The sequence below is a fragment of the Micromonospora sp. U56 genome, from assembly GCF_018070095.1.
Classification (GTDB): Bacteria; Actinomycetota; Actinomycetes; order Mycobacteriales; family Micromonosporaceae; genus Micromonospora; species Micromonospora purpureochromogenes.
In genome coordinates, this window is record NZ_JAGPYL010000076.1 from 23,941 (window position 1) to 32,977 (window position 9,037).

General features: G+C 72.6%; 10 protein-coding genes and 1 pseudogene. 6 read left to right on the forward strand and 5 right to left on the reverse strand.

Features of this window, described 5'->3' with window-relative positions; genetic code table 11:
- Window positions 1-56 precede the first annotated feature (56 nt).
- Together KBX37_RS22960 and KBX37_RS22965 are read left to right on the forward strand one after the other, a co-directional pair.
- Window positions 57-1,289 carry a serine hydrolase gene (locus KBX37_RS22960; RefSeq protein ID WP_210777977.1) on the forward strand — a complete coding sequence of 411 codons (1,233 nt, stop codon included), beginning with the start codon at window positions 57-59 and terminating at the stop codon, window positions 1,287-1,289.
- 126 nt (window positions 1,290-1,415) lie between these two features.
- Window positions 1,416-2,057 carry an NAD(P)-dependent oxidoreductase gene (locus tag KBX37_RS22965; RefSeq protein WP_210777978.1) on the forward strand — a complete coding sequence of 214 codons (642 nt, stop codon included), beginning with the start codon at window positions 1,416-1,418 and terminating at the stop codon, window positions 2,055-2,057.
- A 3-nt stretch (window positions 2,058-2,060) separates the two neighbouring features.
- Here KBX37_RS22965 and KBX37_RS22970 read toward each other — a convergent pair whose 3' ends face one another.
- Both KBX37_RS22970 and KBX37_RS22975 read right to left on the reverse strand, forming a co-directional pair.
- Window positions 2,061-2,525 (reverse strand): PPOX class F420-dependent oxidoreductase, encoded by a 465-nt coding sequence (locus KBX37_RS22970; RefSeq protein WP_210777979.1) that lies wholly within the window; start codon window positions 2,523-2,525, stop codon window positions 2,061-2,063.
- 54 nt (window positions 2,526-2,579) lie between these two features.
- Window positions 2,580-3,221, reverse strand: coding sequence for a DUF6642 family protein (locus KBX37_RS22975; RefSeq protein WP_210777980.1), 642 nt, complete (start codon window positions 3,219-3,221; stop codon window positions 2,580-2,582).
- Between the two features lie 324 nt (window positions 3,222-3,545).
- Here KBX37_RS22975 and KBX37_RS22980 point away from each other — a divergent pair, with 324 nt between their 5' ends.
- A complete protein-coding gene (locus KBX37_RS22980) occupies window positions 3,546-4,331 on the forward strand; it encodes a M15 family metallopeptidase (protein ID WP_210777981.1) in 786 nt (261 codons plus the stop codon).
- A gap of 159 nt (window positions 4,332-4,490) precedes the next feature.
- Here KBX37_RS22980 and KBX37_RS22985 read toward each other — a convergent pair whose 3' ends face one another.
- Window positions 4,491-4,988: a hypothetical protein gene (locus KBX37_RS22985; RefSeq protein ID WP_210777982.1), complete on the reverse strand. Its 498-nt coding sequence runs from the start codon at window positions 4,986-4,988 to the stop codon at window positions 4,491-4,493.
- 87 nt (window positions 4,989-5,075) lie between these two features.
- Complete coding sequence (locus KBX37_RS22990) at window positions 5,076-5,924, reverse strand: DUF234 domain-containing protein (protein ID WP_210777983.1); 849 nt, start codon at window positions 5,922-5,924, stop codon at window positions 5,076-5,078.
- 95 nt (window positions 5,925-6,019) lie between these two features.
- Here KBX37_RS22990 and KBX37_RS22995 point away from each other — a divergent pair, with 95 nt between their 5' ends.
- The 3 genes from KBX37_RS22995 to KBX37_RS23005 all read left to right on the forward strand — a co-directional run bounded on the left by KBX37_RS22995 (window position 6,020) and on the right by KBX37_RS23005 (window position 8,703).
- Window positions 6,020-6,583, forward strand: a complete 564-nt coding sequence (locus KBX37_RS22995; RefSeq protein WP_210777984.1) for a heme-binding protein — start codon at window positions 6,020-6,022, stop codon at window positions 6,581-6,583.
- A gap of 70 nt (window positions 6,584-6,653) precedes the next feature.
- Complete coding sequence (locus KBX37_RS23000) at window positions 6,654-7,163, forward strand: hypothetical protein (RefSeq protein WP_210777985.1); 510 nt, start codon at window positions 6,654-6,656, stop codon at window positions 7,161-7,163.
- Between the two features lie 85 nt (window positions 7,164-7,248).
- A complete protein-coding gene (locus tag KBX37_RS23005) occupies window positions 7,249-8,703 on the forward strand; it encodes an amino acid permease (protein WP_210777986.1) in 1,455 nt (484 codons plus the stop codon).
- On the opposite strand, the pseudogene KBX37_RS23010 reads toward KBX37_RS23005, so the two are convergent.
- Window positions 8,619-9,037 (reverse strand): annotated as a pseudogene (locus tag KBX37_RS23010) (hypothetical protein); the annotation flags it as partial. The gene KBX37_RS23005 and the pseudogene KBX37_RS23010 sit on opposite strands and share 85 nt — an antisense overlap.

Here is a 9,037-nt window from a genome sequence, read left to right on the forward strand (position 1 = left end):
ACCGACAGCGGCGGTGGGCCTTCCGCCACCGGCGTACCGGCTAGTAGGTTCGCGACGTGAGCGTGGCACGTACTACCGACCCGGACCTCATCGGCTTCGACCCGGCGCGGCTCGCGCGCATCGACCGACACTTCGGCCGGTACGTCGACGACGGCCGGCTCGCCGGCTGGCAGATCGTGGTCACCCGCCGCGGCGAGATCGCCCACTCCTCGACGTACGGCATGCGGGACGTGGAGGCCGGCGCGCCGGTGGAGCGGGACACCCTCTGGCGCATCTACTCGATGACCAAGCCGATCACCTCCGTCGCGGCGATGATGCTCTGGGAGGAGGGCCACTTCGAGCTGAACGACCCGATCAGCCACTGGCTGCCGGAGTTCGCCGACGTCCGGGTCTTCGACAAGGGTTCGGCGCTCAAGCCGTACACGGTGCCGGCGATCGAGCCGATCCGGGTCTGGCACCTGCTCACCCACACCTCCGGCCTGACGTACGGCTTCGCGCAGACCTCGGTGGTCGACGCCCTCTACCGCGCCGCCGGCTACGACCTGGGCGTGCCGGCCGGGCTGGACCTGGCCGGCGCCTCGGCCGGGATGGCCCGGCTGCCGCTGATGTTCCAGCCCGGCACCGGCTGGAACTACGGCGTCTCCACCGACGTGCTGGGCCGGCTGGTCGAGGTGGTCTCCGGGCAGAGCCTGGACGCGTTCCTCACCGAGCGGATCCTCACCCCGCTGGGCATGACCGACACCCGCTGGTGGGTCGACGAGCCGGACGCCAAGCAGCTCGCCGCCCTCTACACCCCGCACCCCGGCACCGGGCAGGCGGTCCGCGTCGACCGGATCGGGGCCGCCGCGCTGAACCGCCCCGACTGCTTCTCCGGCGGCGGCGGGCTGGTCTCCACGGCCGCCGACTACCACCGGTTCACCCAGCTGCTGCTGCGCGGCGGCGAGCTGGGCGGCGTACGCCTGCTCGCGCCCCGCACGGTGCGCTACATGACCCGCAACCACCTGCCCGGCGGCGGCGACCTGGCGTCCTTCGAGCCGGAGGGGTTCGCCGAGACGGTGCTGGACGGCATCGGCTTCGGCCTGGGCTTCGCCGTGGTGCAGGACCCGGTGCCCGCCCGGGTGCCCAGCAGCGTCGGCGAGTACTACTGGGGCGGCCTGGCCAGCACGGCCTTCTGGGTCGACCCGGTGGAGGAGATCACCGCGCTGCTGTTCACCCAGCTGATGCCGTCGAGCACCTACCCGCTGCGCTCGCAGCTGCGCCAGCTGGTCTACTCCGCCCTGGTCGACTGAGCCGTTCCGCCGACGGGCGGCCGGACCGGTCCATAGCCTGGACGGCATGAGCGAGCGCAGCGAGCGAATCATCAGGCTCAGCGCGGAGGTGCCTCGTGGCGGCACGGAGCGCAGCGGAGTGCCGGCATGAGCAACGTCGTGGTGTACGGCGCCGGTGGCACAGCGGGCTCGCGGATCGTCACGGAGGCGGCCGGTCGGGGACACCGGGTCACGGCGGCGGTCCGCCGCCCGGAGGCGCTCACCTGGCTACCCGCCGGGGTGAAGGTGGCGACCGGGGACGCCACCTCGGCGCAGAGCGTCCGGGAGCTGGCCACCGACGCCGACGTCATGGTGGTGGCGATCGGCGGCGGGGAGCGGGCGCTCTGGCGGGACGCGGCGGAGAACCTGGTCACCGTCCTGCGGGACGTGCCGAACCCACCCCGGCTCATCCACGTCGGCGGCGGGGCGACCCTGCTGACGCCGAACGACACGCCGCTCCTCGACGAGCCGGACTTCCCCGCGGAGTACCGGGACGCGGCGCTGGGCCAGGCCGACGCCCTCGCCCTCTACCGGTCCTCCGCCGATGGGCTGACCTGGACTTATCTGTCCCCGCCCCCGATGGAGTTCCACCCGGGCGAGCGGACCGGCCGCTACCGCACCGGCACCGAGCACCCGGTGGTCGACGAGGACGGTCGCTCGGTGCTGACCTACGAGGACCTGGCGGTCGCCATCGTCGACGAGATCGAGAACCCGCGCTTCGAGAACATGAGGTTCACCGCCGCGTACTGAGCCTCAGTCGGCCAGCCGGGCCGGGAAGCCGCCGGTGGCGATCGGCCCCCAGCTCTCGATGGTGACCCGGATCAGGGACTTGCCCTGTCGGACCATCGCCTGCCGGTACTCGTTCCAGTCCGGGTGCTCGCCGGAGATGCCGCGGAAGTACTGCACCAGCGGCTCCAGGGCGTCCGGCAGGTCGAGCACCTCGGCGGTGCCGTCGACCTGCACCCAGGGGCCGTCCCAGTCGTCGGAGAGCACGCACGCGGAGACGCGCGGGTCGCGGCGGATGTTGGCCGCCTTCGCCCGTTCCGGGTAGGTGGAGATGACCAGCCGGCCCTCGGCGTCGACGCCGAAGGAGACCGGCGAGGACTGCGGCCGGCCGTCGGACCGGGTGGTCATCAGCAGGACCCGGTGTCGGGGGCGGATGAAGTCGATCAGGGCGTCCCGGTCGACCCGGGTGTTGCTCGCGATGGTGCGTGCCATGCGTCGGTTCTACCAGGCCCGGGCCGGCGTGCTCCGGCCGCGGGCCGGGCCGGGTCAGCGGGCCCGGCCGGCGACCCCACCGGGAGCCGCCTGGGTGGGGACCCGGGGCCGGGCCGGCGGGCGCCAGGCGCGGCCGTTGGCGTAGATCACCCGGAAACCGAGGTACGCCGCGAGCGGCGCCCAGTGCGCGGAGCCCATCCGCAGCTCGGCGGCGTTGTGCCGCTGGCCGTTGGCGAGCACGTCGAGCAGCACGGTTTCGAAGGCGGCCGATTCGACCCAGTCGACGTCGCGGGTGAAACCGCAGATCAGGGCCGCTCCGGTGACCTCCAGGAAGTCGCGTAGCACACCATCGGAGGCCCGCAGCACCGAACAGCTGCCGAAATAGAGTCGGCGTCCCTCGCACCGGCCGGCCATCCGCTGCGCCACGTCGGTCAGCTCCACGGAATCCCAGTCGGTGAGGCAGAGCCGGCTCGGCTCGCCGTGCATGGCGAAGAAACCGACCCGGTAGTCGGCGTACTGCTTGAGCAGCCAGCGGTCGAGGAAGTAGAAGAGCTCGTCCCGGGTGGCGGCGTCCTTGTGGATGAAGCGGATCCGGCCGAGCCGTTCCAGCAGCTCCAGGGTGGGCAGCACGGAGCCGCGCTCGTTGAGGTCCCGGTGCCACTGCCCCTCGACGCAGAAGACGCCACCGCGTGCCACGTCCACCTCCCCCGTCACACCGCCACGCCTGACGTTACCGGGCCCGGACGGGGCGACGACATCACCCGGAGTGCGCCCGCCGACTGCCCGGTGTCTCCTTCCCGACCTGTCGGGTAGTCCATTCCGACCCCGCGAGGTCTGCTCCGAATGGGTGTTTCGCATTCGCCGCAATCCACAGGCAATGCCCAGGGACGGCCGATCGTGAGGACAATTCCCATTTATCGCCACCAACCGGCATTGGAACTGTCAGGGTGAAAAGCGCGGGACGTTCGGGTCGATGTCCTGACGGGTCACCCTAATCGCTCTCCTATCGGGAGGACTTCTGTGCGCGTGAACACCTTGAAGCGAGCTGCCGTCGCGTTCGCCCTGGCGCTGCCGGGCGCCGCGATCGCCGCGGTGGTCGCGGCTCCAGCGGCCCACGCCGACGGCTGTTACACCTGGCAACGCACCCTCTCAGCCGGGAACTCCGGCAACGACGTGCGTCAGTTGCAGATCCGGGTCGCCGGTTGGGCCGGCGCCGGCGGGATCGTCCGCATCGACGGCCGCTACGGACCGGAGACCGCCGCCGCGGTCAAGCGGTTCCAGACGGCGTACGGGCTGCGCAGCGACGGCATCGCCGGGCCGCAGACCTTCAACAAGCTCTACCAGTTGCAGGACCACGACTGCACCCCGGCGCACTTCAGCTACTCGGAGCTGGACAACGGCTGCGGCCGCGGCGGGTGGAGCGGCGGCCCGCTGTCGGCGGACCAGACCCGGGCGAACGCGGTACGGACCATGTGGAAGCTGGAGGCGCTGCGCCGGGGGCTGGGCGACCAGCCGATCAACGTCAACAGCGGCTTCCGCAGCACCGCCTGCAACAACCAGGTCGGCGGCGCGTCGGACAGCCAGCACCTCTACGGCAACGCCGCCGACCTGACCTCGCGGAACAGGTCACTGTGCGAGCTCGCCCGGGCCTCGCGCAACCACGGGTTCAGCGGGATCCTCGGCCCCGGGTACCCCGGCCACAGCACCCACGTGCACGTGGACTCGCGGCGGGAGAACAACAGCGACCGGACGACGAACCGGACCTCCTGGTCCGCCCCCAACTGCGGGGTGGGCAGCGGCGACTGAGCGAACGATCCACCCGACGTGGCGGTGTCCCCTCCGTGGGACGCCGCGACGTCGCGTGCACACCTGTCGGCGAGGACATCGCCGGCCGGCCCGGGGTAGGGGACCGTCGGGCCGGCCGGCTAGGTGGCGCCCGGGCGATGCGGGCGGTCGTACCTCCGCTCAGCTCGCCCGGGGCCAGCGCGGCGCGGTGGCGGGGGGTGCCACCGGACGGCCGGGCCCACCGGACCGGACGACGGGCCGGACTCCCGGTGCGGTGACCCGGCCGGTCTGGCCGCGCGTCGGATGGCCGTGGGCCGGCCGGTCGGTCGGGGTACGGCCCGGGTGGACCGGGGCCGGCCGGTCGGCCCGGGCGGTGGCGGGACCGAAGGTGAACGGGAACGGCACGTGCACGAAGGGGTTGCCGTGCCGGATCAGCGCGTCGATCTGACGCTCGTTGAGCCCGTGCGTCTCCAGCACCCGGCGGCCCCAGCGGTGCAGGCGGCACGGGTACGACGCGCCGTCGTTGCGGCACAGCGGCCCGTTGGGCCACTCCTCGGCGGCGTGCACCACCACCGCCCGGACCGCGAGCCGGACGTCCTCCGGTGTCAGCGGCGCCGGCACCGGCACCTCGCCCAGGATCTGATCGATGGGATCCGTCGACTGCTCACCAACTCGCAAGGCAGGCCTCCCGCAGCTCGGCAGCGATTGCGGCTGATCGCCGCAGCGCATCCTCGTCTATTGATACGGCCCGAACCGGACGAAAGTTCAATCCCGCCAGGCCGTGAGGAGGTCCTCCGCCGACAGGACCCGTACGCCGTCCACGGCCGTCCCGCTGCGAGACACCGCGATCGGTTCGACGTGCTCGTCCGCGCCGGGCATCCGGGCCCGGTGCGAGAGGAGTCGCCCCAGGTCGTGGGCGTCGAAGGGGCGGTTCTCCAGCCACTTGACCGAGCCTACGAAGGTGATTCGACGGGCGACGGGCCCCCGGTCGGCGCCGACCAGATCGATCTCCGGATCGTTGGTACGCGTCCAGTAGCCGCCGACCAGGGCGGTGCCCTCCGGCAGGTGCCCCGCCGGCAACCGGCGCAGCGACTCCCGGATGACCGGCTCGATCGCACGGCCCCGCCACGACGTCCACGACGTCCTGATCCGCTCCAGGGTCAGATCGCCCCGGCCGCGCTCGATCTCCGGCAGGTGGGGCCCGAGGAAGGACAACCAGAAGCGGAGGTACGGGTCGGCGACCGTGTAGCGCGTCTCCCGGGAGGGCCGGGTGGACAGCGGAACCGCCACCTCGACGATGCGCTTGTCGGTGAGCAGGCGCGGCGCCCGGTTGAGGGACGCCTGCGGCAGATTACCGGCGGCCCGGGCGATCAGGGAGAAGGTCCGCTCACCAGAGCCGATGGCCCGCAGCACCAGGCCCGCCTGGGACTGCGTCGGGAACTCCGCGGCCAGCGCCCGCTCCGCGCTGACCAGCAGCGCCGAGGTCGGATCGATCACCGCGTGGGCGAGGTAGTCGCTCAGTGAAGCGCCGCCGGGCCACTCGTCGAGGATCAGCAGCAGCCCACCCGACACCAGGTACGCGTCGAAGGCCTCGGCCGGGGAGAGGCCGAGCATGTCGTGGACGTCGGCCGGCGTCCGCTTCCCCGGAGGAAACCGGTGACGGACGGTAGCGTGGCTTCGAGGAGCCCTGACGGCCGGGAGCGTGGCCCATGACCGAGCAGCAGCCGTACCGGGTGGTGGCGAAGCACCCCGGCTTCGAGCTGCGCCGGTACCCGGCCCACCTGGTCGCCGAGATGCAGGTGGACGGGGGGTTCGTCGAGGCGGGCAACGAGGCGTTCCGGCCGCTGGCCGCGTACCTCTCCGGCGCCAACCGGTCCCAGCGGAAGGTGAGCATGACCGCGCCGGTGGTGCAGGAGCCCGCCGGGTCCGAGAAGATCGCGATGACCGCGCCGGTGGTGCAGGAGGAGGGCGAACGGCCCGACTGCTGGGTGGTGCGCTTCGTGATGCCGGCCTCGCTCACCGCGGCCACCGTGCCGGAGCCGGAGGACCCCCGGATCACCGTCCGGGAGATCCCCGCGCAGCTCGCCGCCGCCGTCCGCTTCTCCGGCCGGTGGAGCGAGAAGGCGTTCGACCAGCGGGCCACCGCGCTGGGAAGGGCGGTCACCGCGGCCGGTCTCAGCCCCACCGGCGCCATCCGGTACGCCCGCTTCGACCCGCCGTGGAAACCCTGGTTCCTGCGGCGCAACGAGGTCGTGCTCCCGCTCGCCGAGTGACGGGCCCCGAAAAGCCGGCACCGCCCCTACACTCCGTGTTCCCGGCCCCCGTCACCCGGAGGAACATTCCGTGCATCGCTGGACGACAACCCTTGCCCTGCTCCTGGTCCTGACCGGCTGCGCCGGGGAACGCACGGAGCGGCAGGAGCAGGTGCCCGCGTGGCAGAGCGGCACGACCGCCGGTCCGACCGCTCCGGCTCTACTGGGCCGGGCCGAGGCGCAGCAGCGCTACCTGCGAATCGTCCAGCCGTACAACGTGGCGCTGGAGAAGCTGGAGGACGCGACGAAGGCCGGGAAGCCGTGGCGGACCGTGCGGGAGCTGGCCGCCGAGGTGGCCACGAAGAACGCCGCCCACGCGGTCGGGCTGCGGGAGACGTCCTGGCCGGTGACGGCGCGGGCGCCGATGGCAGCGCTGCTCGCCGAGAACGACGTCGCACTGGAGCACTGGCGGCGGGCGGGGCGGGCGACGGGCCCGGAGGAGTTGATGCGCGAGATCCGGGCCGCCGCCGCACACAGCGGTTCCCGGGAGGCGACGGCGGTCCGATCCGCGCTGGGCCTGCCCGCGTACCGGGAGTCCTGACCCCCGGCGCACCCTGGCACGCGATCCCCTCGTTGGGTGGTACGTCCCCGACGGGACGCAATGCCGACCGGTGAAGGGGACGACGATGACCTCCGCAGGCAACGGCACCGGGATCTTCCGTCGCAAGCCGGTCGAGGAGATCGCCGACACGAGCGAGCAGCTGTCCCGCTCGCTGGGGCTGTGGCAGCTCACCGCGATCGGCATCGGTGGCATCATCGGCGCCGGCATCTTCGCCCTGGCCGGCGCGGTCGCCAGCGAGACCGCCGGCCCGGCCGTGCTGGTGTCGTTCCTGATCGCCGGCCTGGCCAGCGCGGCCGCCGCGCTGTCGTACGCGGAGTTCGCCGGCATGATCCCGAAGGCCGGCTCGGCCTACACCTACGGCTACGTGGTGCTCGGCGAGGCGGTGGGCTGGTTCATCGGCTGGGACCTGCTGCTGGAGTACACCGCGATCGTGGCGGTGGTCGCGATCGGCATCTCCGGCTACTTCGGCTTCCTCCTCGGCGAGCTGGGCCTCGACCTGCCGGCCTGGATGCTCGGCGCGCCGGGCACCGGTGACGGGCACGTGGTCGACCTGTTCGCCGTGGTGCTCTGCCTGTTCATCGCGTACCTGCTCACCCTGGGCATCAAGACGGCGGCCCGCTTCGAGACGTTCGTGGTCGGGCTGAAGGTCGCCGTGGTGCTGCTGGTCATCGTGGTCGGCTTCTTCCACATCCGGACGGCGAACTACTCGCCGTTCTTCCCGTTCGGCATCAGCGGGGCGTTCACCGGCGCGGCCACCGTCTTCTTCGCCGTCTTCGGGTACGACGCGATGAGCACCGCCGCCGAGGAGTCCCGGGACGCCCGCCGGCACATGCCCAAGGCGATCATCTACTCGCTGCTCATCTCGATGGTGCTGTACGTGCTGGCCACGCTGGTGCTCACCGGCATGCAGAACTACCGGGAGATCGACCCGGAGAGCGGCTTCTCCTCGGCGTTCGCCTCGGTGGGCCTCTCCGGCCTGGCCAGCGTGATCGCCGTCGGCGCGATCATCGGCATCCTCACCGTGATGTTCACCTTCATGCTCGGGGTGACCCGGGTGTGGTTCTCGATGAGCCGGGACGGACTGCTGCCGTCCTGGTTCGCCAAGGTGCACCCGGTGCGTCGGGTGCCGACCCGGGTCACCTGGATCGTCGGGGCGGGCTCCGCGCTGATCGCGGGCTTCCTGCCGATCCGGGAGGCGGCGGAGCTGACCAACATCGGCATCCTGCTGGCCTTCGTGGTGGTCTGCATCGCGGTGATCGTGCTGCGCTACCGCCGCCCGGAGGCGCCGCGCACGTTCCGGCTGCCGGGCATGCCGGTGGTGCCGGCGGTCGGCGCGCTCTTCTCGGTCTGGCTGATCACCTTCCTGGCCCCGGAGACCTGGCTGCGGTTCGCGGTCTGGTTCGTGATCGGCGCGGTCGTCTACGCCCTGTACGGCTACCGCCGCTCGGCGCTGGCCCGGCGCGGTCCGTCCGGGCCCGGCGGTTCCTCCGGTCCGGGCGGCGCCTCCGGCCGGGGCTGACCCCCGGCCGGGTGCCCGAGGGCGTTGGGCCAGGCCAGCAGCAGCCCCAGCACCAGGCCGGTGAGCAGGCCGGCCAGCGACCAGAGCGCGTCGGTGTCGATGGCGTCGACCGCGATGTTGCCTGCCCGGGCGGTGAGCACGGCGCCCACCGGCAGGGCGGCCTGAGCCAGCAGCGCCAGCAGGCCCACGGCCGGCAGGCCGAGGAGCATCGCGGCGCCGGCCATGGCGTGCCGCCGCCACGGCGGGCGGCCGCCCGGGCGGTCCCAGGACAGCAGGGTCGTACCGGTCAGCAGGACCACCCCGAGGGCGAGGACCGGCCACCACCGGTGACCGG

Bases quoted from the DNA above. Each gene is read 5' to 3' on its own strand.
- KBX37_RS22965 (WP_210777978.1), top strand. From the start codon at position 1,416: ATGAGCAACGTCGTGGTGTACGGCGCCGGTGGCACAGCGGGCTCGCGG.
- KBX37_RS22970 (WP_210777979.1), bottom strand. From the start codon at position 2,525: ATGGCACGCACCATCGCGAGCAACACCCGGGTCGACCGGGACGCCCTG.
- KBX37_RS22990 (WP_210777983.1), bottom strand. From the start codon at position 5,924: ATGCTCGGCCTCTCCCCGGCCGAGGCCTTCGACGCGTACCTGGTGTCG.
- KBX37_RS22995 (WP_210777984.1), top strand. From the start codon at position 6,020: ATGACCGAGCAGCAGCCGTACCGGGTGGTGGCGAAGCACCCCGGCTTC.
- KBX37_RS23005 (WP_210777986.1), top strand. From the start codon at position 7,249: ATGACCTCCGCAGGCAACGGCACCGGGATCTTCCGTCGCAAGCCGGTC.